This window comes from Azospirillum argentinense (genome assembly GCF_000632475.1).
In the GTDB taxonomy this organism is placed as follows: Bacteria; Pseudomonadota; Alphaproteobacteria; order Azospirillales; family Azospirillaceae; genus Azospirillum; species Azospirillum baldaniorum.
The window spans coordinates 2,106,998-2,130,864 of record NZ_CP007793.1 but is presented as its reverse complement, the minus strand read 5'-3'; the positions used below and the strand labels follow the sequence as shown (position 1 = coordinate 2,130,864).

26 protein-coding genes are annotated in these 23,867 nt (G+C 68.6%); 14 read left to right on the top strand and 12 right to left on the bottom strand.

What is annotated here, in order from left to right:
- Positions 1-211 precede the first annotated feature (211 nt).
- On the top strand, positions 212-1,603 hold the full coding sequence (locus ABAZ39_RS10155) for a D-alanyl-D-alanine carboxypeptidase family protein (protein ID WP_038529112.1): 1,392 nt from the start codon (positions 212-214) through the stop codon (positions 1,601-1,603).
- A gap of 78 nt (positions 1,604-1,681) precedes the next feature.
- Here the strand turns inward: ABAZ39_RS10155 and ABAZ39_RS10150 are convergent, their stop codons facing one another.
- Both ABAZ39_RS10150 and ABAZ39_RS10145 read right to left on the bottom strand, forming a co-directional pair.
- A complete protein-coding gene (locus tag ABAZ39_RS10150; RefSeq protein WP_081862945.1) occupies positions 1,682-2,518 on the bottom strand; it encodes an ABC transporter substrate-binding protein in 837 nt (278 codons plus the stop codon).
- A 112-nt stretch (positions 2,519-2,630) separates the two neighbouring features.
- On the bottom strand, positions 2,631-3,326 hold the full coding sequence (locus ABAZ39_RS10145; protein ID WP_038529110.1) for an ABC transporter permease: 696 nt from the start codon (positions 3,324-3,326) through the stop codon (positions 2,631-2,633).
- Positions 3,327-3,445: 119 nt separating this feature from the next.
- On the opposite strand from ABAZ39_RS10145, the gene fdhD reads away from it, so the two are divergent.
- The 13 genes from fdhD (at position 3,446) to ABAZ39_RS10080 (ending at position 14,715) form a co-directional block, all read left to right on the top strand.
- Positions 3,446-4,327 carry a formate dehydrogenase accessory sulfurtransferase FdhD gene (gene fdhD / locus ABAZ39_RS10140; RefSeq protein WP_038529108.1) on the top strand — a complete coding sequence of 294 codons (882 nt, stop codon included), beginning with the start codon at positions 3,446-3,448 and terminating at the stop codon, positions 4,325-4,327.
- Positions 4,317-4,943, top strand: a complete 627-nt coding sequence (gene mobA / locus ABAZ39_RS10135; RefSeq protein ID WP_038529106.1) for a molybdenum cofactor guanylyltransferase MobA — start codon at positions 4,317-4,319, stop codon at positions 4,941-4,943. Before fdhD ends, mobA begins: the two co-directional genes overlap by 11 nt.
- Positions 4,940-5,434 (top strand): DUF3305 domain-containing protein, encoded by a 495-nt coding sequence (locus ABAZ39_RS10130; protein WP_038529104.1) that lies wholly within the window; start codon positions 4,940-4,942, stop codon positions 5,432-5,434. The genes mobA and ABAZ39_RS10130 overlap by 4 nt, the downstream gene beginning before the upstream one ends.
- A gap of 143 nt (positions 5,435-5,577) precedes the next feature.
- On the top strand, positions 5,578-6,168 hold the full coding sequence (locus ABAZ39_RS10125; protein ID WP_038529102.1) for a DUF3306 domain-containing protein: 591 nt from the start codon (positions 5,578-5,580) through the stop codon (positions 6,166-6,168).
- A gap of 290 nt (positions 6,169-6,458) precedes the next feature.
- Entirely contained in the window at positions 6,459-7,070 is a 612-nt protein-coding gene (locus ABAZ39_RS10120) for a TorD/DmsD family molecular chaperone (RefSeq protein ID WP_038531157.1), read from the top strand.
- 176 nt (positions 7,071-7,246) lie between these two features.
- Positions 7,247-7,447, top strand: coding sequence for a hypothetical protein (locus ABAZ39_RS10115; RefSeq protein ID WP_038529100.1), 201 nt, complete (start codon positions 7,247-7,249; stop codon positions 7,445-7,447).
- Between the two features lie 15 nt (positions 7,448-7,462).
- Positions 7,463-10,351, top strand: coding sequence for a formate dehydrogenase subunit alpha (locus ABAZ39_RS10110; RefSeq protein WP_038529098.1), 2,889 nt, complete (start codon positions 7,463-7,465; stop codon positions 10,349-10,351).
- Between the two features lie 20 nt (positions 10,352-10,371).
- On the top strand, positions 10,372-10,968 hold the full coding sequence (gene fdh3B / locus ABAZ39_RS10105) for a formate dehydrogenase FDH3 subunit beta (protein WP_038529096.1): 597 nt from the start codon (positions 10,372-10,374) through the stop codon (positions 10,966-10,968).
- Positions 10,965-11,159 carry a hypothetical protein gene (locus tag ABAZ39_RS10100; protein WP_038529094.1) on the top strand — a complete coding sequence of 65 codons (195 nt, stop codon included), beginning with the start codon at positions 10,965-10,967 and terminating at the stop codon, positions 11,157-11,159. The genes fdh3B and ABAZ39_RS10100 overlap by 4 nt, the downstream gene beginning before the upstream one ends.
- A gap of 46 nt (positions 11,160-11,205) precedes the next feature.
- On the top strand, positions 11,206-12,264 hold the full coding sequence (locus ABAZ39_RS10095) for a formate dehydrogenase subunit gamma (protein WP_038529093.1): 1,059 nt from the start codon (positions 11,206-11,208) through the stop codon (positions 12,262-12,264).
- Between the two features lie 11 nt (positions 12,265-12,275).
- Positions 12,276-12,653, top strand: a complete 378-nt coding sequence (locus ABAZ39_RS10090; protein WP_038529090.1) for a hypothetical protein — start codon at positions 12,276-12,278, stop codon at positions 12,651-12,653.
- A 115-nt stretch (positions 12,654-12,768) separates the two neighbouring features.
- The gene (locus tag ABAZ39_RS10085) at positions 12,769-13,773 is read left to right on the top strand and encodes a WD40 repeat domain-containing protein (RefSeq protein ID WP_051657921.1); all 1,005 of its coding nucleotides are present in this window, start codon (positions 12,769-12,771) and stop codon (positions 13,771-13,773) included.
- A gap of 243 nt (positions 13,774-14,016) precedes the next feature.
- Entirely contained in the window at positions 14,017-14,715 is a 699-nt protein-coding gene (locus ABAZ39_RS10080; protein ID WP_038529088.1) for a class II aldolase/adducin family protein, read from the top strand.
- A gap of 2 nt (positions 14,716-14,717) precedes the next feature.
- Here the strand turns inward: ABAZ39_RS10080 and ABAZ39_RS10075 are convergent, their stop codons facing one another.
- The 10 genes from ABAZ39_RS10075 to ABAZ39_RS10030 all read right to left on the bottom strand — a co-directional run bounded on the left by ABAZ39_RS10075 (position 14,718) and on the right by ABAZ39_RS10030 (position 23,782).
- Entirely contained in the window at positions 14,718-16,790 is a 2,073-nt protein-coding gene (locus ABAZ39_RS10075) for a sensor histidine kinase (RefSeq protein WP_038529086.1), read from the bottom strand.
- A gap of 192 nt (positions 16,791-16,982) precedes the next feature.
- Positions 16,983-17,786 (bottom strand): DODA-type extradiol aromatic ring-opening family dioxygenase, encoded by an 804-nt coding sequence (locus tag ABAZ39_RS10070; RefSeq protein WP_051657920.1) that lies wholly within the window; start codon positions 17,784-17,786, stop codon positions 16,983-16,985.
- Positions 17,787-17,898: 112 nt separating this feature from the next.
- On the bottom strand, positions 17,899-18,378 hold the full coding sequence (locus ABAZ39_RS10065) for a F0F1 ATP synthase subunit B family protein (protein ID WP_038529084.1): 480 nt from the start codon (positions 18,376-18,378) through the stop codon (positions 17,899-17,901).
- A complete protein-coding gene (locus tag ABAZ39_RS10060; protein ID WP_051140136.1) occupies positions 18,375-19,025 on the bottom strand; it encodes a F0F1 ATP synthase subunit B family protein in 651 nt (216 codons plus the stop codon). Before ABAZ39_RS10060 ends, ABAZ39_RS10065 begins: the two co-directional genes overlap by 4 nt.
- A gap of 87 nt (positions 19,026-19,112) precedes the next feature.
- Positions 19,113-19,337, bottom strand: a complete 225-nt coding sequence (locus ABAZ39_RS10055) for an ATP synthase subunit C family protein (protein ID WP_014239727.1) — start codon at positions 19,335-19,337, stop codon at positions 19,113-19,115.
- 73 nt (positions 19,338-19,410) lie between these two features.
- Positions 19,411-20,154, bottom strand: a complete 744-nt coding sequence (locus ABAZ39_RS10050; protein WP_035672105.1) for a F0F1 ATP synthase subunit A — start codon at positions 20,152-20,154, stop codon at positions 19,411-19,413.
- A 12-nt stretch (positions 20,155-20,166) separates the two neighbouring features.
- The gene (locus ABAZ39_RS10045) at positions 20,167-20,529 is read right to left on the bottom strand and encodes an AtpZ/AtpI family protein (RefSeq protein ID WP_014239729.1); all 363 of its coding nucleotides are present in this window, start codon (positions 20,527-20,529) and stop codon (positions 20,167-20,169) included.
- 176 nt (positions 20,530-20,705) lie between these two features.
- A complete protein-coding gene (locus tag ABAZ39_RS10040; protein ID WP_038529081.1) occupies positions 20,706-21,308 on the bottom strand; it encodes an SCO family protein in 603 nt (200 codons plus the stop codon).
- 71 nt (positions 21,309-21,379) lie between these two features.
- Positions 21,380-21,610, bottom strand: a complete 231-nt coding sequence (locus ABAZ39_RS10035) for a hypothetical protein (protein ID WP_038529079.1) — start codon at positions 21,608-21,610, stop codon at positions 21,380-21,382.
- Positions 21,611-21,637: 27 nt separating this feature from the next.
- On the bottom strand, positions 21,638-23,782 hold the full coding sequence (locus ABAZ39_RS10030) for a bacteriohemerythrin (RefSeq protein ID WP_038529076.1): 2,145 nt from the start codon (positions 23,780-23,782) through the stop codon (positions 21,638-21,640).
- Positions 23,783-23,867: the final 85 nt, after the last annotated feature.

Here is a 23,867-nt window from a genome sequence, read left to right as displayed (position 1 = left end):
AGGGAAATGGTCCTGCGCTTCCGGGAAAATGGATCGGCGGTCGCGCTCCTTCAACGCGGTTCGCCCCCTACGGGTCCGCGCCTCATCCAATTTCGTCACAGCGCCGCCGAAGAAATCGAAGCGGCAAATTAACGAATTGTCGCTAGACACTGATTTCCATGGAATTTACCATTGCGCCAAACAGCAAGTATTAGCCTTTGGCGGGGGCATCATGAACGTAACGGGCCAGACCGTTCGAAGCCTGCTTTTTGCGTTCGCTTGGCGCGGGCGCGAAACGGAGGGGGAACAGGCCACAGAACGTTTGGCGAATGGACGTTCGACTCTGAGAAGTGCCTTCAGCATTACCCCTTTCGTTCGAGGGCTATGCGGCCGAGGCCTGTGCGGCGCCCTGGCGGTGCTGGCGGTGACCATCCTGGCGCCGTTGCCGGCGCTGGCCGCGAAATACGCGGCGATCGTCGTGGACGCGCGCACCGGTGAGGTGCTGCACGAGGAGAACGCCGACACCCTGACCTACCCGGCGTCGCTGACCAAGATGATGACGCTCTACCTGACCTTCGACGCGCTCGACGAGGGGCGGCTGCGGCTGGATCAGGCGCTTCCGGTGTCGGCCTGGGCGGAGGCGCAGTCGCCGACCAAGCTCGGGCTGCGCGCCGGCAAGACGCTGCGGGTGGAGCAGGCGATCCTCGGGTTGGTCACCAAGTCGGCCAACGACGCCTCGGTCGTGCTGGCGGAGGCGCTGGGCGGCAGCGAGGCGAAATTCGCCGAGATGATGACCCGCAAGGCCCGCGAGCTGGGGATGCGCAACACGGTGTTCCGCAACTCCAACGGCCTGCCGAACATGCAGCAGGTGACCACGGCGCGCGACTTCTCGATCCTGTCGCGGGCGATGCTGTCCGACCACTCCCGCTACTACCCCTATTTCAGCCGCCGCGCCTTCGTCTATGGCGGGCGCAGCCTGAACAACCACAACCGGCTGATGTCGCGCTACGAGGGCATGGACGGCATCAAGACCGGCTACACCGTGGCCAGCGGCTTCAACCTCGCGGCGTCGGCGGTGCGCGACGGGCGGCGGCTGGTCGCCGTGGTGCTGGGCGGCAAGTCCGCGGCCTCGCGCGACGCCCGTATGGAGGCGATTCTCGACAAGGCGTTCGACAAGCCGAGTCGCGGTTCGGAGGCGCCGGTCGTCGCCCGCGCCGGGGACGAGGACGCGCCGCGCGCCACCGCGAAGGGCAGGCCGCCGGCCAAGCCGGAGACCATCGCGCAGCTCGCCTCCACCGTCTCGACCCCCGCGGCGGTCCGCCCGCCGGCTCGCGCCCGCGACGAGGACGGCGACACGAAGGCCGACGGCTCGAAGTGGGGCGTGCAGGTCGGCGCCTTCTCCACGCGGGAGGCCAGCAACCGGGCGCTGACCCAGGCGACCAAGCAGGCGCCCTTCCTGCTGCGCGCCGCCAAGCCGGCGGTGACGCCGGTGAAGGCGAACGGCTCCACCGTCTACCGCGCCCGTATGGTCGGGTTGGATGAGCGGACCGCCCGCAAGGTCTGCTCGGAGCTGACCCGCAACGGCCACCGCTGCGTTACGGTGTCACCGAACGAGAAGCTGTAAGCCGCTTCGTCTCCGCCAAAAAGAAAAGGCGCAGCCGCGGGGCTGCGCCTTTTTTTGTGTCCGCGGAGCGGGGGCCGGTCAGGCACCCGGCTCGTTGGCGTTCGGGAAGAACAGCGAGTTGCCGTTGATCTTGTAGTCAGCGATGGCCTGCTGGCCCTCGGCGGAGACCAGCCAATCGACGAAGGCCTGCCCGTCGGCGGCCTTGACGTGGCTGAACTTGGCCGGGTTCACCAGCATGACGCCATACTGGTTGAACAGGCGCTTGTCGCCCTCCACCAGGATGTCGAGGTCGCCGCGGTTCTTGAAGCTGAGCCAGGTGGCGCGGTCGGTCATGGCGTAGCCGTTCACCGCGGCGGCGGTGTTCAGCGTGGCGCCCATGCCCTGGCCGATGGCGCGGTACCAGCCGTCACCCGTCGTGGGATCGACGCCGGCAGTCTTCCACAGCGCCTGCTCCGACTTGTGGGTGCCGCTGTCGTCGCCGCGCGACACGAAGGGGGCCTTGGCGGCGGCGATGCTCTTCAGCGCCGCGGACACGTCCTTGCTGCCGCCGACCTTGGCCGGGTCGGCCTTCGGCCCGACGATCACGAAGTCGTTGTACATGACCGGCTTGCGCACGGTGCTGAAGCCCTCGGCGACGAACTTGTCCTCCGACGGCTTGTGATGGACGAACAGCACGTCGGCGTCGCCGCGCTTGGCGATGTCGATGGCTTGGCCGGTGCCCTTGGCGACCACGCGGACCTCGATCCCGGTCTTCTCGGTGAACTTCGGCAGGATCGACTTGAACAGCCCCGAATCCTCGGTCGAGGTGGTGGAGGCCACGGTGATGAAGCGGTCGGCGGCGGTGGACGGCTGAACGGAGCCGAGCAGCAGAGCCGCCGCGGCGGCGCACCCCAGCACGAAAGAACGGCGCAGCATCGGACTATCCCTCTCCAGGTTCTTGCCCGCCTTGGTTGCGGGCTGTGGCGGCGACTATGGGAAACTTCGAACGGCTTTGCAAATTTTCCAGAATCGGTGAGCGGACAGCGGCTCAGGCCCGCCGCGTCTCCCGCACCATGGCGGCGGCGAGGTTAACCGACAGCGACAGCGTCATCAGGATGACGCCGAGGCCGAGCGCCAGCGGCAGGTCGCCCTTGCTGGTCTCCAGCGCGATGGAGGTGGTCATGACGCGGGTCACCCGGTCGATGTTGCCGCCGACGATCATTACCGCCCCGACCTCCGCCGAGGCTCGCCCGAAGCCGGCCAGCACGATGGTCAGCAGGCTCCAGCGCGCCTCCGACAGCAGGGTGAACAGGGTGGTCAGCGGCCCGGTCCCCATCACCCGCAACAGGTCGCCATACTCCATCAGCAGATCCTCGACGATCTGGCGGGTCAGGGCGGCGACGATGGGGACGATCAGCACGGTCTGGGCCACGATCATCGCGGTCGGGGTGAACAGCAGCCCCAGCACCCCCAGCGGACCGGAGCGCGACAGGATCAGATAGACGATCAGCCCCACCACCACCGGCGGCAGCCCCATCGCCGTGTTCAGGAACAGGGTCACCGCGCGCCGCCCCGGAAAGCGGAAGGCGGCCACGGCGGCGCCCAGCGGCAGGCCGATCAGGGCCGACAGCAGGACGGCGGTCAGACTGACGCGCAGCGACAGGCCGACGATCCCCACCAGACCGGGGTCGAAATCGGCGATCAGATGGAAGGCGGTGACGAAGGCCAGACCGAACTCATGCATAAAAGTACTCGTGCATACCAAGCGCTCGCGCGTCAAATCGGGGCCGCATCGCTTCCGTCTTGCGGGAGCCGATCATCCGCCGCTTGCCCCGGCGCGCAATCTTCCCCACTCTTCCGGTCATGGACCTCTCGGAATTCACCATAAGGCCGGACCCGGCGAATCCCAAGCTGACGGAGCGCGTTTCCGGGCTGGATCAGGACGGGCGCCCGGTGGAGGCGTCGGTCACCGTGGAACGGCCGCTGACGCTGTACCTGAACGGGCAGGAGATCGTCACCATGATGACGATCGCCGACTACCCCGATTATCTGGCGGTGGGCTACCTGCTCAACCAGAACATGCTGAAGCGCGACGACCGGATCACCGGCATCGACTACGACGAGGAGATCGACACCGTCGTCGTCCGCACCGAGCGCGCCACGAACTACGAGCAGAAGCTCAAGAAGAAGACGCTGACCTCCGGTTGCGCCCAGGGCACCGCCTTTGGCGACGTGATGGAAACCTTCGAGTCGGTGCGGCTGAACCCCGACGCGCGGCTGAAGACCTCCTGGATCTACGCTTTGTCGAAGAAGATCAACCTGACTCCCAGCCTGTACCTGGAGGCCGGGGCCATCCACGGCTGCGTGCTCTGCCAGGACGACCGCCCCCTCGTCTATATGGAGGACGTCGGGCGGCACAACGCGGTGGACAAGGTGGCGGGCTACATGCACCTGCACGGCGTGCCGGCGCACGACAAGATCTTCTACACGACGGGGCGCCTGACCTCCGAGATGGTCATCAAGACGGTGCAGATGGGCATTCCGATCCTGATCTCGCGCTCCGGCTTCACCGCCTGGGGGGTGGAGCTGGGACGGCAGGCCAACCTGACCATGGTCGGGCGGGCCAAGGGCAAGCGCTTCCTCGCTTTGGCCGGCACCGACCGGCTGGACTTCGACGCCGATCCGGCCGCGGTCGGCGACGAGGGCGGGCGCCACCAGCGCAAGGGGAGTCGCGATGACGACTAAGGGCATTGCCGGCGTGCTGCTGGCCGGCGGCCTGTCGCGGCGCATGGGCGGCGGCGACAAGAGCCTGCGCACGCTGGGCGGGCGCAGCATCCTGGAGCGCATTGTCGCCACCGTGCGCCCGCAGGTCGGGCCGCTGGTGCTCAACGCCAACGGCGACCCGGCGCGCTTCGCCGCCTTTGGCCTGCCGGTGGCCGCGGACGTGGTGGAGGGCTTCGCCGGGCCGTTGGCCGGGGTTCTGACCGGGATGGAGTGGGCGCGGGCCAACGCGCCGGACTGCCGCTGGCTGGCCAGCTTCGCCACCGATGCGCCCTTCATCCCCGGCGATCTGGTCGCGCGTCTGGCGGCGGCGGTGGAGCGCGAGGGCGCCGACCTCGCCTGCGCCCGCTCCGACGGGCAGGAGCATCCGGTCTTCGGGCTGTGGCGGGTCGACCTCGCCGACGACCTCCGCCGCGCCATGGTGGAGGAGGACATGCGCAAGGTGGACGCCTGGACGGCCCGGTACCGTCTGGCGGTTGCCGACTTCGCCACCGATCCGGTAGACCCCTTCTTCAACACCAACCGTCCCGACGATCTGGCGGAGGCGGAACGGCTGATGGCGGCGGGACTGGTCCGATGAGTGAAGCGCTGAACAGAACCGAGACGATGGCCCTCGGCATCGTGCTGGAGCGCCGCAAGGGCACCAGCGCCTGGGCGGACTGGGCGTGGCGTCCGGTCTCGGTGATTCCCGGCGCCCCGCCGCCCGACGGCCCCTGGAGGTTGCTGCGCGAGGGGGAGGGCTGGGCGCACTTCCACGCCGCGACCCTGCCGCTGGAGCTGTTCCGCAGCGACACCGAAGGCTACAAGCTGAACCTGTCGCAGGAGCCGCCGCGCCTCTGGGTCGTCCTGCGCCCGGACGAGACGGGCGAGCCGGGGGGCGTCGTGCCCTTCGTCGTCACCGCCTCCGCCCACGAATGCGAGGCCTATCAGGTGAGCGGCGTGGAGATGGTGGAGACGGTGCCGATGCCGCCGGAGGTCACGGCCCTGGTCCGCGACTTCACCGAGCAGCACCATGTGGATGTCCCCTTCGTGAAGCGCGAGCGCAAGCGGCACTTCCCGAAGCAGGGGTGATGAATTCTTGATGGGGCTCCGGCGCCGCGCCCCCCTCCCGGCCTCCCCCCGCTCTCGGCGGACCGAAGGTCCGCCTGCCGCGTCAGCGCAAACCTCTGGTTTGCGCGAGAGCTTAAGGTCTGGCAATCCCCGAGACGCACAGCATGACTGACGAATCCTTCCTCTCCCGCTGGTCCCGCCTGAAGCGGCAGCCCGCCGCCCCCGCCCCGGAGCCGGCCCTGGAGCCAGCACAGCCGCCGCCGGCCGAGGAGCCGACCGCGCAACTCCCGGTGGACGCGACAGCCGAGCCGGCCGAGCCGGCCGAAGCCGCACCGGACTCCGATGACCCGCTGAAGGACCTCCCCCCGGTGGAGGAACTGACGCTGGAGTCCGACTTCACGCCCTTCCTGCGGGCGGAGGTCCCGGACGACCTGCACCGGCAGGCGCTGCGCAAGCTGTGGACCTCCGACCCGATCTTCGCCAACGATGACGGGTTGAAGGACTACGCCGACGACTACGCCAGCCTGTTCACCGGGTCCTCGCCGGTGAAGACGCTCTACCGCGTCGGCAAGGGCTTCCTCGACGCCGCGGAAGAGGCGGCCGAGAAGGCGGAGCAAGGAGCCGGCGGGACGGCCGCGGACGGCAACGTCGATGAAGACGGGAAAGAAATAGTGGCGCTTCCCGAAGGTGCGGAGCCCGAGCGGGTCCCCTCTGCTTCGCAGGAACCGGGTATCGATATGATAAAAAGAGCATAGCGCTAATCCAGCCCAAGTCGCGGTAAGCACACTTCTGAGTCAACCTTTGTTGACAAACACCGCGAATCTGCCCTTTAATATACCAATCCTGAACGTTAAGCCCCTGATATGGCGAGGCTTTTCGCGGGTGCAATATGAGGTTGTCGGTCCAGGGCGTCTCGGGCGCCGGCCCATGACGCCGTGAGACTGCAGCGGGCGAGCCAATGCGCCGCCGTTGTCGCGACGGGTGGGGCCGGGTGCCGGAGCTTTGCCGATCTGGTCCTTTTGTCGTGTCGGGAGGGATGAACGCCGTGTCCGTGACCGGTGAACACGATCCGTCGGGCCTGCCGCCGGAGGAGATGCAGCGGGCGCAGCTCTACGCGCTGCTGGCGCATCTGCTTGCCCGCCCACCCGGCGGGGAGTTTCTGGCCGCTCTGTCGGCGCTGGACGGCGACGCGAGCCCGCTCGGGCAGGCGCTGCGCGGTCTGGCCGAGGCCGCCCGCGGCACGGACGCCGCCGCGGTGGAGGAGGAGTTCAACACCCTCTTCATCGGTGTCGGCGGTGGCATCCTGTCCCCTTACGGCTCCTACTATCTCACGGGTTTCCTTCACGAAAAGCCGCTGGCCGAACTGCGCGGCGACATGGCGCTGCTGGGCATCGCCCGCGCCGACGAGGTGAAGGAACCCGAAGACCACATCGCCGCCCTGGCCGAAATGATGGCGGGTCTGATCACCGGGGCCTTCGACGCCCCGGCCGATCTGGAGGAGCAACGCCGCTTCTTCGACCGCCACATCGGTTCCTGGGCCGGCCGGTTCTTCACCGATCTGGAATCCACGCCGTCCGCCGCCTTCTACCGCGCGGTGGGCACGCTGGGTCACCGGTATCTGGAGGTCGAAGGCAAGGCCTTCGACATGGCGGCGTGATCGGGCGGCGTGACGGGGCGGCCCGACCGCGCACCGGCACCGCCGCCGAACAGACAGCAAAACAACGAGACCGGTCCACGACAAGGCCGGTCCGGAAACGCTCAAAACAAGGCCCGGAAACCGGGCGTCCCATCGGTCTTCAGTCTCGGGGAAGCCGCGAAGAATAGGGTGAAGCTATGACGGACAAGAAGGAAAAGACCACGCTGGCGCGGCGCGACCTGTTCCGCGCGGCTGGATTGGGCGTCGGCGCGCTCGGCGCCGCCGCCGTGGGCGCCGTGGCGGGTGCGGAGCCGGTGCAGGCCGCCGAGCCCGCTCCCGCCCAGGGCTACCGCGAGACCGACCATGTCCGGACGGTCTACGAACTGAGCCGCTTCTAAGAAGGACCGCCGCACATGCTGACAAAGAAGAAGGCGGCTGCTTCCGGCGGCCGTTCGCTGGCGAAGATGGTTTCCGGCTTGACCGGCAACACCGTCGACCGTCGTTCGTTCCTCCGCACCTCGGGCATCGCCGCCGGTGGCGCCGCCATCGCCGCCACCATGCCCTTCGGCATGGTGAAGAAGGCCGAAGCGGTGACCGCCACCCCCGCCGCGGGCGCGCCGGTCAAGCTGGTCAAGAACGTCTGCACCCACTGCTCGGTCGGCTGCACCGTCACCGCCGAGGTGCAGAACGGCGTGTGGATCGGCCAGGAGCCGAGCTTCGACAGCCCGATCAACCTGGGCGCCCATTGCGCCAAGGGTGCCGCGGTGCGCGAACACGCCCACGGCGACCGCCGCCTGCGCTACCCGATGAAGATGGTGGACGGCAAGTGGACCCGGATCTCCTGGGACCAGGCCATCCAGGAGGTCGGCGACAAGCTGCTGGCGATCCGCGAGAAGTCCGGCCCGGATTCGGTCTTCTGGCTCGGCTCGGCCAAGCACAGCAACGAGCAGGCCTATCTGATCCGCAAGTTCGCCGCCTTCTGGGGCACGAACAACGTCGACCATCAGGCCCGCATCTGCCATTCCACCACCGTCGCCGGCGTGGCGAACGTGTGGGGCTACGGCGCCATGACGAACTCGTACAACGACATCCAGAAGTCGCGCGCGATGTTCTTCATCGGCTCCAACGCCGCGGAGGCCCATCCGGTCTCCATGCTCCACATCCTGAAGGGCAAGGAGCAGAACAACGCCCCGCTGATCGTCGCCGATCCGCGCTTCACCCGCACCGCGGCCAAGGCCGACGAGTACATCCGCTTCCGCCCCGGCACCGACGTCGGCCTGATCTGGGGCATCCTCTGGCACATCTTCGAGAATGGCTGGGAGGACAAGGAGTACATCGCCAAGCGCGTCTACGGCATGGACGAGATCCGCGCCGAGGTCGCCAAGTGGACTCCGGAAGAGGTCGAGAAGGTCACCGGCGTTCCGGGCTCGCAGCTGAAGCGCGTCGCCCGCACGCTGGCCTCCAACCGTCCGGGCACGCTCGTCTGGTGCATGGGCGGCACGCAGCACCACATCGGCAACAACAACACCCGCGCATACTGTGTGCTCCAGCTGGCGCTGGGCAATGTCGGCGTGACGGGCGGCGGCACCAACATCTTCCGCGGCCACGACAACGTGCAGGGCGCCACCGACTTCGGCGTCACCTCGGACTCGCTGCCCGGCTACTACGGTCTGGCGGAGGGTGCGTGGCGCCACTGGGCGCGCGTCTGGGACGTCTCCTATGACGAGGTCCTGGCCCGCTTCAAGGACAAGAAGCTGATGGAGGCCACCGGCATCCCGGTGTCCCGCTGGTTCGACGGCGTCCTGGAAGCCAAGGAGAACATGGACCAGCCCGAGAGCATCAAGGGCATGGTCTTCTGGGGTCACGCGCCGAACAGCCAAGTCCGCCTTCCGGACATGAAGAAGGCGATGGAGAAGCTGGAGCTGCTCGTCGTCGTCGATCCGTTCCCGACGATGACCGCCGTCCTGTCCGACCGCAAGGACAACTTCTACCTGCTGCCCGCCGCCACCCAGTTCGAGACCGTCGGGTCGCGTACCGCGTCCAACCGCTCGGTCCAGTGGTGCGACAAGATCATGGAGCCGCTCTTCGAGGCGAAGACGGACCATGAGATCATGTACCTGTTCGCCAAGAAGTTCGGCTTCGCCGAGCCGATGTTCAAGAACATCAAGCTCCACGGCAACGAGCCGGACATCGAGGACACGACGCGGGAGTGGAACCGCGGCATGTGGTCGGTCGGCTACACCGGCCAGTCGCCGGAGCGGCTGAAGCTGCACATGCAGCATCAGGCGACCTTCGACAAGACCACGCTGCGCGCCAACGGCGGCCCGTGCGACGGCGACTATTACGGCCTGCCGTGGCCGTGCTGGGGCACGCCGGAGATGAAGCATCCGGGCACCGCCAACCTCTACGACACCTCCCTGCCGGTCGCCGAGGGCGGCGGCGCCTTCCGCGCGCGCTTCGGCGTCGAGCGCAACGGCGTGACGCTGCTGGCCGAGGGCTCCTACCCGGTCGGGTCGGAGATCAAGGACGGCTACCCGGAAGTCACCTACGCCATGCTCGACAAGCTGGGCTGGACCGGGGACCTGACCGAGGCCGAGATGGCGGTCATCCGGAAGATCGGCGGCGAGAAGATCGGCGCCGTGTCCTGGACCACCGACCTGTCGGGCGGCATCCAGCGCGTGGCGATCAAGCACGGCCTGAACCCGCCGGGCAACGCCAAGGCCCGCTGCGTCGCCTGGAACTTCCCGGACCCGGTGCCGGTGCACCGCGAGCCGCTCTACACGCCGCGCCGCGATCTGGTCGCCAGCTACCCGACCTACAAGGACACCAAGTCCTGGCGCCTGCCGACGCTCTACAAGTCGATCCAGGACCGCGACGTGTCGAAGGAGTACCCGATCATCCTCACCTCCGGCCGTCTGGTCGAGTATGAGGGCGGCGGCGACGAGACCCGGTCGAACCCCTGGCTGGCCGAACTGCAGCAGGACATGTTCGTCGAGATCAACCCGTTCGATGCCAACAACGCCGGCATCAAGGACGGCCAGATGGTCTGGGTCGAGGGTGCGGAGCAGGGCAAGGTGAAGGTCAAGGCCATGCTGACCGAACGTGTCGGCCGCGGCGTCGCCTTCATGCCCTTCCACTTCGGTGGCCATTATCAGGGCCAGGATCTGCGCGCCAAGTACCCGCAGGGCGCCGACCCGATCGTGCTGGGCGAGGCGGCGAACACCGCCACGACCTACGGCTACGACTCGGTCACGCAGATGCAGGAAACCAAGACCACCCTCTGCCGGATCTCGGCGGCCTGAGACGCTAGGAGTTCATCACCATGGCCCGCATGAAATTCCTCTGCGACGCGGACCGCTGCATCGAATGCAACGCCTGCGTCACCGCCTGCAAGAACGAGCACGAGGTGCCCTGGGGCATCAACCGCCGCCGCGTCGTCACCATCAACGACGGCAAGCCGGGTGAGCGGTCGATCTCGGTCGCCTGCATGCATTGCTCCGACGCGCCCTGCAAGGCCGTCTGCCCGGTCGACTGCTTCTACCAGACCGAGCAGGGCGTGGTCCTGCACAACAAGGACCTGTGCATCGGCTGCGGTTACTGCTTCTACGCCTGCCCGTTCGGCGCCCCGCAGTACCCGCAGGCCGGCAACTTCGGCACCCGCGGCAAGATGGACAAGTGCACCTTCTGCGCCGGCGGCCCGGAGGCCGACAACACGGACGCGGAGTACAGGAAGTACGGCCGCAACCGTCTGGCCGAGGGCAAGCTGCCGCTCTGTGCCGAGATGTGCTCGACCAAGGCCCTGCTGGCCGGCGACGGCGACAAGGTGTCGGACATCTACCGCGAGCGCGTGGTCGCCCGCGGCTTCGGGTCCGGCGCCTGGGGCTGGGGCACCGCCTATCAGATGAAGGCGGGGTCGTGACCGTGATCCGCCGCACCGTCTGTGCGATGGCGCTCCTTCTCGTCACCCCGCTTCTGGCGGGGTGCAACGAGGAGGAGCAGGCGCGCCCGATCCATCTGGAGAAGGGCGTCTACCGCGGCGCCGCGGACACGCATCTGTCCGCGGATCAGGTCCAGGCGCTCCAGCAGCGCTCGGCCGGCCAGCGTTTTTGAGAGGGCGTTTCCGATGGGCGCTGTTCTCAAGGGAAGGGCTGACGCAATGACGTCGAATCATTCCAAGGGCGGGGTCGGCAGGACACTGCACATCGTCCTGCTGGGCGTCGCCATGCTGGCGCTGACGCTGGTCATGGCCAACGTCTCGGCCGCGTCGGCGGCCGAGACGTTCCCGCCGGTCGCCAGCCAGCCGGCGGACGGCACCTCCAAGACCGACATGTGGCGTGGGGTCCGCTCCGGCGAGCAGGGCTATGTCTCCATCCCCAACAAGAGCGCCGGCGTGCTGGTGCAGTCGGAAGGGGAGCTGTGGCGTTCGGTCCGCAACGGCCCGCTGTCCACCTACGGCGGCTGGGCGCTGGGCGGCATGATCGGGCTGCTCGTCCTGTTCTTCCTGGTGCGCGGGCGCATCCGGATCGATGGCCAGAAGACCGGCCGGACCATCCAGCGCTTCAACGCTTTCGAGCGGGGCGTGCACTGGCTGACCGCCGGCAGCTTCGTCATCCTGGCCTTCACCGGGCTGAATGTGCTGTACGGGCGCTACACCGTCCTGCCGCTGCTGGGGCCGGAGGCGTTCGCCACGATGACTCAGTACGGCAAGTTCGCCCACAACTACCTGGGCTTCGCCTTCATGCTGGGCATCCTCCTCATCTTCGTGATGTGGGTGAAGCACAACATCCCGGAGCGCAATGACATCACCTGGGCGCTGAAGGCCGGCGGCCTGTTCAGCAAGGGCGTGCATCCGGCGGCGAAGAAGTTCAACGCCGGCCAGAAGGTGATCTTCTGGGCGACGGTGCTTGGCGGCGCGGCGCTGGGCTTTACGGGCGTGCAGCTGCTCTGGCCCTTCTCCTTTGCCTCGATGGCCGACATGCAGCTCTACCAGCTGATCCACGCCGCGGTGGCGGTGGTGCTGACCGCGGTCATCATCGCGCACATCTACATCGGCTCGGTCGGCATGGAAGGCGCCTTCGACGCCATGGGCACGGGCGACGTCGAACTCCAGTGGGCGCGCGAGCACCATTCGCTGTGGGTTCAGGAGGTCACGGGTGAAACCCCCGGCCGTCATGGGGGTCATCACCACGGCCGCCACCGCGCGCCCGCCGAGTGAGGATCCCATCCATGCGTTCTTTCCTCATCGGCCTGCTGCTGGCCGGGGCGGTCGCCGCTCCGGCCGTCGCCCAGACCTCTCCGGCGGCCAAGCCGGCGGACGAGGTGAAGCGGATCGTCGAGCAGACCTACAACGTGCAGGTTCTGCGCGTGACCGAGGCGGCGCTGGAGGACGGCACCGCCGTCTACAAGGTCGCCGCCATGATGCCGGGGACCGCCGGCAACGCCGCCTTCATGGTCAACACCCTGACCGTCGATGCGGCGACCGGTCTCGCGCTTCCGCCCTTCCGCCACCACGCGGCGGGCTACAGCCTGCCCCAGGGCGGCAGCTACGAGCCGAACCGGACCTCCAACAACCCCGCGGTCGCCCGCGGGCACACATGGCGCTGAAATAGCCGGGCGCTGAGAAAACCGGGCACCAAGAACGTCCGGCGCTGATACCTGTTACCCCTGACCGGCGGCTGAGAGGCCGCCGGTCTTTTCCTTTTCGGGAGGTGGTTCGGGCATGGGGAAAGGGCGTCATCCGGGGAACCCGCCGTGCCACACCCGCCGCCGGCTGCTCGCGCTGGCCGCGGCTGCACCCGTCCTGACCGCTCCCCTGCTGTCCCGAGCCGCCGACCTCATCGGCCATGGCGCCATGGTGAACGCCGTCGCCGTGTCACCCGACGGCGCCCGCGTCCTGACCGGAAGCTGGGACTATTCGGCCATCCTTTGGGACCTCGCCTCCGGTTCCCAACTCGCCTCCTTCCACGAGCACGCCGCCGGCGTGACCGCCGTGGCCTTTCAGCCGGACGGCAAGCGCGCCCTGACCGGCAGCCGGGACGCCGCCATCATCCTCTGGGACCTGGAGAGCGGACGCCCACTGCGCCGTTTCGAAGGCCACACCGGCACCGTCGCCGGTCTGGCGGTGGCGCCGGACGGCCGAAGCTTCGCCTCCGCGGGCTGGGACTTCGCCATCCGGGTCTGGGACCCGGAGAGCAGCGCCGCGCTGCGGGTGCTGGAAGGGCATGGCGCCAACGTGAACGCCGTGGCTTACACCCCGGACGGTGGGCGGCTGGTCTCCGCCGGCTACGACTTCCAGATCCGCGTCTGGGACGCCGCGACTGGGCGGGAGAAAGCCGTTTTGGAAGGGCATGAGGGCAGCGTCAACGGTCTAGCCCTGTCCCCCGACGGGTGGCTGGCCGCCACGGCGTCGAGCGACGAGACGGTGCGGCTGTGGGACCTGGAGGGTGGCACGCTCCTGCGCACGCTCTATGGGCACAGCGGCTTCGTCACCTCCGTCGCCGTCTCGCCCGATGGCAGGACCCTGCTGTCTGGCGGGGGCGGCGATCGGCGCGTCCGGCTGTGGGACGCCGCCACCGGGCGACAGCTCGCTTCCTTCCGCGGCCATGAGAAGCCGGTCCTGGCGGTCGCCTTCACCCCGGACGGGCAGGGCGCCCTGTCCGCCGGCTACGACGCGGTGGTCCGCCATTGGGACCTGATGAGCAAGGCCGACGCCGACCGTCCCTGAGGCCTTGCGGCTGGCATGATTAGCCCTCTCCCCTCCGGGGAGAGGGTGGCCCAGAGGGCCGGTGACGGGGTTGCGCTTGTGCCGAACGTGGCGCCACGCGCAACCCCCTCACCCTGACCCTCTCCCCGGAGGGGAGAGGGGAATTGGAACATGCCTCAGTTCGGCCTCCGACCGTTCTTGACAGGCACTGTTCACCCATGGCCCGTTCGGTACTCCGTCGTCCCAGAATCGAGACCGCCGCCCATGACCAGCCTGTCCCACCCGGTGCAGCGCCGCGCCATCATCGACACCTGCCTCGCCATGAACGGGGCGGGCGTCAACCAGGGCGCCTCGGGCAACCTGTCGGTGCGGGTGGAGGGCGGCTTCCTCATCACGCCGAGCAGCCTGCCCTACGACGAGACGGCGCCCGAGGACATCGTGGAGATGGGTTTCGACGGGACCTATGTGGGACGGCGGCGGCCCTCGTCGGAATGGCGCTTTCACCGCGACATCCTGAAGGCGCGGCCCGACGTGGATGTGGTGCTGCACGCCCATTCGACCTTCGCGACGGCGCTGGCCGTCCATGGCCGGGGCATCCCCAGCTTCCATTACATGGTGGCTCTGGCCGGCGGCGATTCGATCCGCTGCGCGCCCTACGCCACCTTCGGGACGCAAGAGCTGTCCGACCACGCCGTCGTGGCGCTGGAGGGGCGCTTGGCCTGCCTGCTGGCCAACCACGGCATGATCGTGCTGGGAAAATCCTTGAAGGGCGCGCTGGCCCTGGCGGTTGAGGTGGAGACCCTGGCCCGCCAGTATCTCCATGCCCATCTGCTCGGCGAGCCGGTCATCCTGCCGCCCGAGGAGATCGCGCGCGTCGCCGAGAAGATGCGCCGCATGAAGTATGGCCTGCCGCCCGACGAGGGGGCCGGGCCGGAGGACACCGCCCGCCCCCGCGAGGCCTGACGTTAAGAGGCCAGCTGGGCGACGGGGCGCAGGGGGGCGACGGTAACCAGCGGACGCTTGGCAGCCCCGGCGGTGCCGACCTGGAGCGGGCGTTCCTCCGCCGGGGGCTGGTAGTAGGCGGGCAGGGCCACCGTGACGCGGGTGCCCTGACCGGGCTCGCTCGCCACCTCGATGTCGCCGCCGAGCATGGCGGCGTAATGGCCGACCAGGGTCAGGCCGAGCCCGGCACCGCGGCGCTTGGCGCCGCCGCCGCCCTGGACGAAAGGCTGGAACAGCCGGGCGGTCTGGCTGGTGGCGAAGCCGCTGCCGCTGTCGGTCACGGTGAAGCGCAGCCAAGGCTCGCCATCACGCTCGACCCGCTCGGCGGCCAGCCGGACGGCGCCGCCCTGGGTGAACTTGCAAGCGTTGTCGAGCAGGTTCAGAAGCGCCTGCCGGACCTTGCCGAAATCCGAATACATCTGGCCGAGCGCCGCGGCCTCCGCCTGGAGCGTCACCTCGTTGCCGTTGAGGTCGGCGGCGGGCAGCGTGCGCTCCCGCGCCTCGATCAGCAGCCGGTGCACGTCGAAATCCTGAAGCACGACGTCCATGTTGCCGGCCTCGATCCGGGCGTAGTCGAGGATGGCGTCGACCAGCGTCAGCATCTGCTCACCGGTCCACTGGATCTGCTCGATGTCGGTCGCCAGTTCCCCGGCGCCCAGCCGGTGCAGCTCGCCCATCAGCGACTGGCTGGAGGCGACGATCTCGTTGAGCGGGGCGTGAAGCTCCTGCCCGATGTTGACCAGGAAATGGGTCTTCGCCTCGTTGGCGGCGTCGGCGCGCTCCTTGTCGCGCAGCAGCTGGCCGTGCCGGTCGGCGGCCTCCTGGCGCTGGCGCTCCATCTCCGCGGTGTTGTCGCGCAGGACGCGGACGGCGCGGGCCATGGCGGCCACCTCGTCCGCCCCCTCGTCCGGCGGCAGGGCGATGTCGGTCCGTCCGGCGGCGAGCGAGGTCACGGCGGCGGCCATGCCGGCGACCGGACGGGCGACCCGGCGGTTGACGAACCAGACCATCGCCAGACCGGCCAGCGTCACCCCCAGCGCCGCCCACAGGGCGATGCGCACCGTGCGCCAGGACTGGTCGGTCAGACCGCCGCGCAGCTCGGCCGCCACGGCGTCGTTGCGCTGGCGGATTTCCGCCGCGCGGGTGGCGACGACGGCGGCGTTGGGCGTCAGCCGCTCGGCGCGCAGCCCGTCCTCGTCGACCAGGGAGGCCTCGATGCTGTCCAGCACCCCGTCGATGCCGGCCAGCGCCGCCTCCACCTCGTCGATGGTCTGGCGGGTGCCAGGGACCCAGAGGTAGCGGTTCATCTCCGCCAGCTTGGCGCGGGCGTTGCCCAGCTCGGCGCGCATGCGCAGCGAGTCGCGGTCGTCGCGCCGCGCCACGTAACGGCCGAGATGGTCCTGCATCATCAGGATCGCGACAGTCGCGTCGCCGGCCAGCGCCGCGGAATCGACGCCGCCCGCGTCCTTCAGCCGGCCCAGCCCGGCGCGGATCTGGGAAATCTGCGGCTCCAGCACCGACTCGGTCAGCCGGGCGCGCTCGCCGCGCAGGGCGACCAGCGCCTCGAAGCCGCTCCAATAGGCGTCCAGCGCCGCGCGCGCGCCTTCCACCGAGCGGCGGTCGGCGTCGTCCTGCACCATTCCGGCCAGGGCGGTCAGCCGCTCCAGCAGGCCGTCGCGGCGCAGCCCGGCGTCGAGCAGGCTCTGCTGGTCGCCCTCGGCCAGATGGTCGCGGACCGAGACCTCCAGGTCGCGCAGCCCGATGTCCAGGTCGGCGGCGGTCTGGGAGGCGTCGGCGTAGCCGGAGAAGGTGCCGACCTCGCGGCTGACCCCATAGAGCGAGGCCACGCCGATCAGCGCGAGCAGAAAGACCAGAGCCAGGACCACGCCGAAGCCCAGCCCGACGCGCGCGGCGAGCGTCAGATCGTCCAGGCGACGCAGGAAACCGAGCCCCGGAACGGAGCGCGCGAGGCGGGCCGGGGCACCGAGGGGGGAGGGGGCGTCGCCGGACCGGGGCAGGGTTCCGTTCCGCTTCACGCCACGTCCCGTACGCGCTGTCGTTGGTAAGCCACGAGATCCGGCCGAAGGTTGCGGGCGGGAAAAGCCCGACGTTGTCAGAAACCCCTCCGTGTGCACGGACGGGTGGCGCGGATTGTAGCTTGGCGCGGCAACGGCGCAAACAGACAAGTGCGTCGGGTTCAGCCCCCTTTAAACATCCCCGGTACCGCCTCAGATCGTGCCATGGAAGGCGTAGGCTTGCATGCCGATGCTGCCATGCTCGAACCCGGAGTGGAGCCGCTCCGTCCGCACCGCGTTTCCGGCAGCGCCGAAGGCTACGGGCAGGGGCAGGAAATGCTCGTCGGTGGGATGCGCTGCCTTGGCCTGCGGACAGAGCGTCTTCCAGCCGGCCAGCGACGCCTCGTCTCCCGCCGTCAGCACCCCGTCGAGCCAGCCGGCGAAGTCCTCCGCCCAGCCGGCCACGTCGCGCTCGCCGAAGCGGAAGTCGCCGAGATTGTGGACGGCGCCGCCGCTGCCCAGGATCAGAACGCCTTCTTTCCGCAGGGGCGCCAGGGCGCGGCCCAGCGCGATGTGGTCGGCGGCGGTGGCGCCGGGCTGGACGGAGAGCTGGGCGACCGGGATGTCGGCCTCCGGGTACATCAGCATCAGCGGCACCCAGGCGCCGTGGTCGAGTCCCTGGCTGGGGTCCACCGCGGCGCCGGTCAGCGCCCGCACGCGGTCGGCCAGCGCCGGGGCGCCGGGGGCCGCGTAGCGCATCGCGTAAAGGGCGCGGGGGAAGCCGTAGAAGTCGTGGATGGTGTCCGGTCGAGCCGTCCCGCTGATCGCCGGGGTCGGGGTCGTCCAGTGGGCCGACACCGCGATCACCGCGCTCGGGCGGCCCAGCCGCGTGCCCAGACCGGCCAGGAAATGGCGGCCCGGCGAATCCTCGATGATGAGGGTGGGGGCGCCGTGCGAGACGAAGACGCTGGGGAAGGCGGAAGAGGGCAGGGCGGTGGCCGGCTGGATCGTGGTCATGGAATGGGCTCCGGGTTGCCAGACCATTCCACCAAAGAAAAACCCCGGCGCCTAGGCCGGGGTTTTTCGAAAGACCGTTGCCGGTTCCGCAACGATGCGCCGGGATCGGCGATCAGTGCAGGTGCTTCGGCAGCTCGGCGATCGACTGTTCGATCAGCTTGTCCGCCTGGGCCGGCTGGATGCCGGTTTCCAGGATGCGGCGGCTGGCGTCCATGGCGATGTCGACGGTCAGGTTGCGGACCTCGGCCAGCGCCCCGGCTTCCGCCTGGGCGATGCGGTCCATGGCCTGGGCCTCGCGGCGCTTCAGCGACGCTTCGAGATCGGCGCCGGCCTGCGAGCGGAGGCGGTCGGCCTCCTCGCGGGCGTGGGCGATGATGGCCTCGGCCTCCTTCAGCGCGTCGCGCTGACGGCGCTGGTAGTTGGCGAGCAGCGCCTGGGCGTCTTCACGCAGGCGCTGGGCCTCGTCCAGCTCCGCCCGGATCTTCTCGGCGCGGGCGTCGAGAAGGCCGGTGATCGCGCCGGACGCCTTCTTCCACACCAGGGCGGCGAAGATGATGAAGGCGATGGCGACCCACATTTCAGGCGTGTTCATGACCGGCGCTCCTCGATCACGGCGGCGACCGCCGCATCGGCCTGGGCCGCGTCGACGTTCAGCCCGGCCAGACGGCCGGCGACGTCACGGGCGATGTCGGCGGAGATGGAGCGGACATTGGCGATCGCCTGCTCCTTGGCCGCGGCGATGTTCGCCTCGGCGCTGCGCAGACGCTCGGCGTTCTCGGCGTTCAACTGGGCCTGACGGGCGTGGTTGTTCGCGTCGATCTCGGCGGCCACCTGGGCGATCAGGGCCTGGGCTTCGGAACGGGCCCCGGCGAGGGACTGATCGACCTGGGCCATGGCGGCCTCGGCCTCTTCCTTGAGCGAAGCGGCCTTGCTCAGGTCGCGCGAAATGCGCTCCTGGCGCTCCTCCAGAACCTCGGCCACGCGCGGCAGCGCTTTCTTGGACAGGAGGTAGTAGAGGGTGATGAAGGTCAGCGCCAGCCAGAAGATCTGGGTGGGGAAGGTGGCGGGATTGAGCTGCGGCAGGCCGCCGGCGGCGTGCTCGCCGCCATGGGCGGCTTCCGGCGCGTGCTCCGCCGTCGCCGCCAGGACGTTACCGGCAAGCACGGTCAGAGTGGCGAGCGAGGCGCCCGCAGCACCCGACCAGCGGACCAGCCGTCGCTTGGCCAACAGGTTCGGCATGGATCGGTCCCCCTAGGCAAGAATGCGGCGCCGAAACTTCGAGAGCCCGGCGCCGCGTCAGAGCGAAATTGAAAGTTCGCTCGGGCCTTAGGCGAACAGGATCAGGAAGGCGATCAGCAGGGCAAACAGCGCGACGGCTTCCGTCAGCGCGAAGCCCAGAATGCCGATCGGGAAGACCTTCGGCTGGACGGCCGGGTTGCGGGCGATCGAACCGATCAGGGTCGAGAAGATGTTGCCGATACCCAGGCCGACGCCGGCGAGGGCGATAACGGCCAGACCGGCACCGACGTACTTGGCGGCTTCAGCTTCCATGGTACTCATTCCTCTAGGTAAGGGTGAACTGTGGTGGAAAAGGTAACGAGGTGATCCGGGTCGGCGCTGGTGCTCAGTGCAGTTCCAGCGCGTCGCGGATGTACAGGCAGGTCAGGATCGAGAAGACGTAGGCTTGCAGGAACGCGACCAGGAACTCGAAGCCGGTCAGCGCGATGTTGATGGCCAGCGGGACGAGGCCGGCGAGGAAGCCGACGGCACCCAAGCCGCTGATCATCATAACCGTGAAGCCCGCGAACACCTTCAGCATGGTGTGACCGGCCATCATGTTGGCGAACAGTCGGATCGACAGGCTGACGGGGCGCATCAGGTAGGAGATCACCTCGATCGGGATGAGGATCGGGGCGAGCGCCAGCGGCGCGCCGTGCGGCATGAAGAAGCTGAAGAAATGCAGGCCGTGCTTCATCAGGGCCAGGACGGTCACGAACACGAACACCGTCGCCGCCAGCGTGAAGGTCACGATGATGTGGCTGGTGAAGGTGAAGGTGAACGGGATCATGCCGACGAGGTTGCCGAACAGCACGAACATGAAGATCGCGAAGACGAACGGGAAGTACGGGCGGGCGTCGTGCCCGGCGTTGTCCCGAACCATGTTCGCGACGAATTCGTAGAAGATCTCGGCCAGGGACTGCAGGCGGCCCGGAACCAGGGCGCGGCCAGACATGCCGAAGACGAGCAGCGCGTAGATCAACGCGACCGCCACGACCATGAAGAAGGCCGAGTTCGTGAAGGACACGTCATACCCGGCGATCACGATCTGGAGGATCGGGTTGATCTGGAACTGGTGCAGCGGATCCAAGGTCGTCCTCGCTCAGTGTGCGTCGCCGTTGGGGCGCTCGTTGTCATCCTCACGGGCCCGGCGGTAGCCGGGGGCTAATCCGAGCCCGGTGATGGCCCGGTAGACATTCAGAATTCCGGCCGCCGCGCCGAGGAAGAACATGACGATCAATCCCCAGGGCGCCGTTCCGAGCCAGCGGTCGAGCAGAAGCCCGCCACCGACGCCAACGATCATGGCAGCGACCAGCTCGGTCCCGATTCGAAAGGCGATGCCGAGAGGACTCTGCGGCAGCCGGTGATATTTCCCCGGACCGCTCTGCGATTCCTTCCCTTCACGCGCCTTCTTCAGTCGGGCGTCAAGCTCTGCCAGAGACGGCGGGGGCTTTTCGTCGCTCATGTCGCTTCGTTGTCCCCGTTGTCTCGCAGCCACGCGAAAGCGGCGAGACCATACGGACAGGGCACAACCCTGTCAAGTCGCAAAACCCTTAATACAAGTGCTTGAAAACCCAACAAAACCGCGCCGAAACCTTGGTATTACCGGGTCAAGGGGCGCGGCTCCGCTCATGTTTTCCGTCAGCCGGCAATGCGGGTGCCCAGATCCTGGGCCACGCGGTCGGCGGTGGTGCCCGCCGGATAGACCCCGAGGAAGCGCCCGTCGGGGCCCATCAGGTAAAGGAAACTGGAGTGATCCATCAAGTAATCCTCCGGTTTTCCGCCTTCCTGCGGCGCCTTGGCGTAATAGACCCGGTAGGCCTTGGCCGCCGCCTTGACCTGCTCCGGCGTGCCGGTCAGCCCGACCAGATTGGGGTGGAACAGCCCGACATAGTCCTTCAGATGCGCCACCGTGTCGCGCTCCGGGTCGACGGAGATGAACATCGGCTGCACCTTCTCCGCCTGCACGCCCAGCAGATCCATGGCGCGGGCCATCGTGCCCAGCTCCGTCGGGCAGACGTCGGGACAATAGGTGTAGCCGAAATAGATCAGCAGATACTTGCCGCGATAGTCGGCGTCGGTGACCGTCTTCCCGTCCTGGTCGGTCAGGGTGAAGGGACCGCCGATGGGCACGCTGCTCTGCACCGTGCTGGAGGCGTTGTCGACCTGCCACCAAGCGATGCCGGCGGCGATCACGAGCCCCACGACGGAGGCGGCGGCGATGCGGATGAGTCGGGCTTTCATGACCGACTGGAATGGGGCGGCGCACGGTCCAGGTCAAGAGGACAATCTGCCCAGGGCGGGGCGTCGCGCGCTCACCAGAGGCGCCGGGTGGCCCAGCGCAGGGCCAGCGCCGCCGGGACCGTCACCAGCGCGATCAGGAAGATCGTGGTGCCGGTCAGGGTGCCGGTCGTTGCGTAGATCGCAACGGCGGCGAGACCTCCCGGAATGCCGAAGAGCAGCCAGGTCAGGCGGGGCTTGCAGGTTATGAAGCCGACGAGAGCCCAGGCTATCAGCCGTACCAGCACATGGATCACCCAGTCCATCTGAGACCCTGCTCCGTTTCCGGCTCCTCACGCGGCCTTGCGCGCCGGCTCTCCCGAATGGGCCAGATGGTTGCCGATGCGCTTGTCGAAGCGCTGGATGTGGCCGGTCAGCCAATCGCGGAACAGCGCCAGCAGATCGTCGCCGACCCGCGCCTCCCCGGCTGCGAAGCGCTGCTTCAACTCGGCCACGCGCTTGCGCAGGGCGTCGTGCTGCGCCTTGTGCTGGACGAAGTCGGGATAGCCCGACCGCTGCATCACCCGCTCCTCCTCCTCGAAATGCAGGACGGTGTAGGCGACGAGCTGGTCGATGGCCGACCCGATGGCCTGCGGCACTTCGCCGCCCCGGATGCGCCGGGCCGCCCGGTTGATCAGCGCCACCAGGATCATGTGGTCGTTGTCGATGTCCTCCTGCCCGACGGCCAGAGTGTCGTTCCAGGGCATGAAGACCTCTTCGCCGGCGGGGGCGAAGAGGGTGGCCAGCTCCGCGCTGTTGATCGCCTCCACATTGACCAGGAAGGCGTCCACCAGGGCGCGCAGGGCGCCGGCCTGCTGCGCGAGGCTTTCGGCGGCGTCGAGCAGGCTGTTGGCGGCCTTCTCCGTCTCCAGGGCCGAGGCCGAAACCTCGTCGATGCTGGTGGAGACCTGCCGCGTGCCTTGCGCCGCCTCCCCCGCGCTGCGGGCGATCTCGCCGGTCGCCGCACCCTGCTGCTGGACCGCAGCGGCGATGGAGGTCCCGATCTCGTCGCTGCGGGCGATGATCCCGGCGATCTCGCGGATGGCGGTGACGGCGCCGTGGGACGCCTGCTGGACCTCGCTGATCTGGGCGGCGATCTCCTCCGTCGCCTTGGCGGTCTGGCCGGCGAGGTTCTTCACCTCGCCCGCCACCACGGCGAAGCCCTTGCCCATCTCGCCGGCCCGCGCCGCCTCGATGGTGGCGTTGAGCGCCAGCAGGTTGGTCTGGCTGGCGATGCTGGTGATGAGGTCGGCGACCTCGTTGATCTTCTGCGCGGCGTGGCCCAGCCCGTCGATGCGGTCGCTGGCCTGGCGGGAGGCGGTCACCGCCTCCATCGAGATGTGCGAGGAGGTGGCGACCTGGCTGCCGATCTCCGCGATGGCGCTGCTCAGCTCCTCGGCGGCGGCGGCGACGGTCTGCACGTTCACCGACGCCTGCTGCGACGCCCCGGCGACCGAGGCCGCTTCGCGCATGTTGCGGTCGGCGGTGTCGGACAGGGAGCGCGCCGTGTTCTCCAGCGCCTGCACCGCCTGCCCGACCGTGCCAACCATGGCGCTGACCGTGGTGTCGAACCGCTCGGTCAGCCGCTCAAGGGCGCGGGCGCGCTGTCCGGTCACGCGGTGCTCCACCTGCTGGCGCTCCCAATGGCGCTGCAGGTCGATCTGGTTCTTGCGGAAGATTTCCAGGGTGCGGGCCATGACGCCGATCTCGTCGCCGCGCTGCGTGCCGGACACCGTCACCGCCGTGTCGCCGCCGGCCAACGTCTGCATCACCTCGGTCATGGCGTGCAGCGGACCGACGATGGCCCGGCTGACCAGCAGGGCGATGCCCGTCGCCACCAGGGCGATCAGCAGCCCCAGCCCGCCGAGGAACAGGGCGGCCTCGCGGAAGGCGGCGGCCACGTCGTCCACATAGATGCCCGACCCGATCAGCCAGCCCCAGGGCTCGAACCCGCGCACGTAGGAGATCTTCGGCACCGGTTCCGCCTGGCCCGGCTTCGGCCACAGGTAATCGACGAAGCCGCCCTCCGCCGCGACGCCGACGCGGGTCATCTCGACGAACAGCAGCTTGCCGTTCGGATCGGCGGTGCGCGACTGGTCCTGCCCGTCCATCTCCGGGCGGATGGGGTGCATGATCATGCGCTGCGCGCGGTCGATGACGAAGAAATACTCCGAACCGGCGTAGCGCAGCCGGCGCAGCGCGTCCTTGGCCGCCGCCTGGGCGGCGTCGCGGGTCAGCGCGCCCTTGCGCTCCATCTCCTCGTAGTGGGCGACGAGGCTGTGCGCGACCTCCACCACGCTGCGGGTCTTGTCCTGGCGGTCCTTCATCATCTCGGCGCGCAGGCCGAACAGGCTGACGGCGGCGATCAGGGCGAGGCCGACGGCCGCGACGCCCAGGATGACGGAGATCTTACCCTTGATGCTGATGCGCTCGAACACCTGACGTTCCTCCGGAATCTTCCTTATGTCCGGCACACCGGCGCCGGTTCCGGGCGGTGCGACGACCGCCCGGAAATTCTGCTAA

Bases quoted from the DNA above. Each gene is read 5' to 3' on its own strand.
- ABAZ39_RS10155 (WP_038529112.1), top strand. From the start codon at position 212: ATGAACGTAACGGGCCAGACCGTTCGAAGCCTGCTTTTTGCGTTCGCT.
- ABAZ39_RS10150 (WP_081862945.1), bottom strand. From the start codon at position 2,518: ATGCTGCGCCGTTCTTTCGTGCTGGGGTGCGCCGCCGCGGCGGCTCTG.
- ABAZ39_RS10145 (WP_038529110.1), bottom strand. From the start codon at position 3,326: ATGCATGAGTTCGGTCTGGCCTTCGTCACCGCCTTCCATCTGATCGCC.
- fdhD (WP_038529108.1), top strand. From the start codon at position 3,446: ATGGACCTCTCGGAATTCACCATAAGGCCGGACCCGGCGAATCCCAAG.
- mobA (WP_038529106.1), top strand. From the start codon at position 4,317: ATGACGACTAAGGGCATTGCCGGCGTGCTGCTGGCCGGCGGCCTGTCG.
- ABAZ39_RS10130 (WP_038529104.1), top strand. From the start codon at position 4,940: ATGAGTGAAGCGCTGAACAGAACCGAGACGATGGCCCTCGGCATCGTG.
- ABAZ39_RS10125 (WP_038529102.1), top strand. From the start codon at position 5,578: ATGACTGACGAATCCTTCCTCTCCCGCTGGTCCCGCCTGAAGCGGCAG.
- ABAZ39_RS10115 (WP_038529100.1), top strand. From the start codon at position 7,247: ATGACGGACAAGAAGGAAAAGACCACGCTGGCGCGGCGCGACCTGTTC.
- ABAZ39_RS10110 (WP_038529098.1), top strand. From the start codon at position 7,463: ATGCTGACAAAGAAGAAGGCGGCTGCTTCCGGCGGCCGTTCGCTGGCG.
- fdh3B (WP_038529096.1), top strand. From the start codon at position 10,372: ATGGCCCGCATGAAATTCCTCTGCGACGCGGACCGCTGCATCGAATGC.
- ABAZ39_RS10095 (WP_038529093.1), top strand. From the start codon at position 11,206: ATGACGTCGAATCATTCCAAGGGCGGGGTCGGCAGGACACTGCACATC.
- ABAZ39_RS10090 (WP_038529090.1), top strand. From the start codon at position 12,276: ATGCGTTCTTTCCTCATCGGCCTGCTGCTGGCCGGGGCGGTCGCCGCT.
- ABAZ39_RS10085 (WP_051657921.1), top strand. From the start codon at position 12,769: ATGGGGAAAGGGCGTCATCCGGGGAACCCGCCGTGCCACACCCGCCGC.
- ABAZ39_RS10080 (WP_038529088.1), top strand. From the start codon at position 14,017: ATGACCAGCCTGTCCCACCCGGTGCAGCGCCGCGCCATCATCGACACC.
- ABAZ39_RS10070 (WP_051657920.1), bottom strand. From the start codon at position 17,786: ATGACCACGATCCAGCCGGCCACCGCCCTGCCCTCTTCCGCCTTCCCC.
- ABAZ39_RS10065 (WP_038529084.1), bottom strand. From the start codon at position 18,378: ATGAACACGCCTGAAATGTGGGTCGCCATCGCCTTCATCATCTTCGCC.
- ABAZ39_RS10060 (WP_051140136.1), bottom strand. From the start codon at position 19,025: ATGCCGAACCTGTTGGCCAAGCGACGGCTGGTCCGCTGGTCGGGTGCT.
- ABAZ39_RS10055 (WP_014239727.1), bottom strand. From the start codon at position 19,337: ATGGAAGCTGAAGCCGCCAAGTACGTCGGTGCCGGTCTGGCCGTTATC.
- ABAZ39_RS10045 (WP_014239729.1), bottom strand. From the start codon at position 20,529: ATGAGCGACGAAAAGCCCCCGCCGTCTCTGGCAGAGCTTGACGCCCGA.
- ABAZ39_RS10040 (WP_038529081.1), bottom strand. From the start codon at position 21,308: ATGAAAGCCCGACTCATCCGCATCGCCGCCGCCTCCGTCGTGGGGCTC.
- ABAZ39_RS10035 (WP_038529079.1), bottom strand. From the start codon at position 21,610: ATGGACTGGGTGATCCATGTGCTGGTACGGCTGATAGCCTGGGCTCTC.